1 protein-coding gene is annotated in these 214 nt (G+C 57.0%); it reads left to right on the top strand.

The features are described 5' to 3' along the window. Positions 1 to 214: hypothetical protein (locus WG891_RS26960; protein WP_337265258.1), on the top strand; the 214-nt coding region annotated here is incomplete at both ends.

The following is a 214-nucleotide window of genomic DNA, read 5'->3' as shown; positions in this document are numbered from 1 at the left end:
CACTAACAGCAGCTTTGCCGGCCTGTTTGACCTGATAGGCAGCAGTACCCTGACCGTCTCGCAGAACGCCAATCTGGGCACCGGTGGCGTCAGCATTGGCAGCGGCAGCACGCTGATTTTTGATACCTATGCGGGCGGCACCTTGACTGCATTGAATAATGCCCTCAATGGTGCGGGAAGCTGGGTGCTGCGCAACAGCAACATCAACCTTTCC

Origin of the sequence: Serratia sp. MMO-28 (genome assembly GCF_037199905.1) — a bacterium.
Taxonomy (GTDB): domain Bacteria; phylum Pseudomonadota; class Gammaproteobacteria; order Enterobacterales; family Enterobacteriaceae; genus Chania; species Chania oryzae.
Note: the sequence above shows the minus strand (reverse complement) of the source record. Positions and strands in the feature narration are given on the sequence as shown.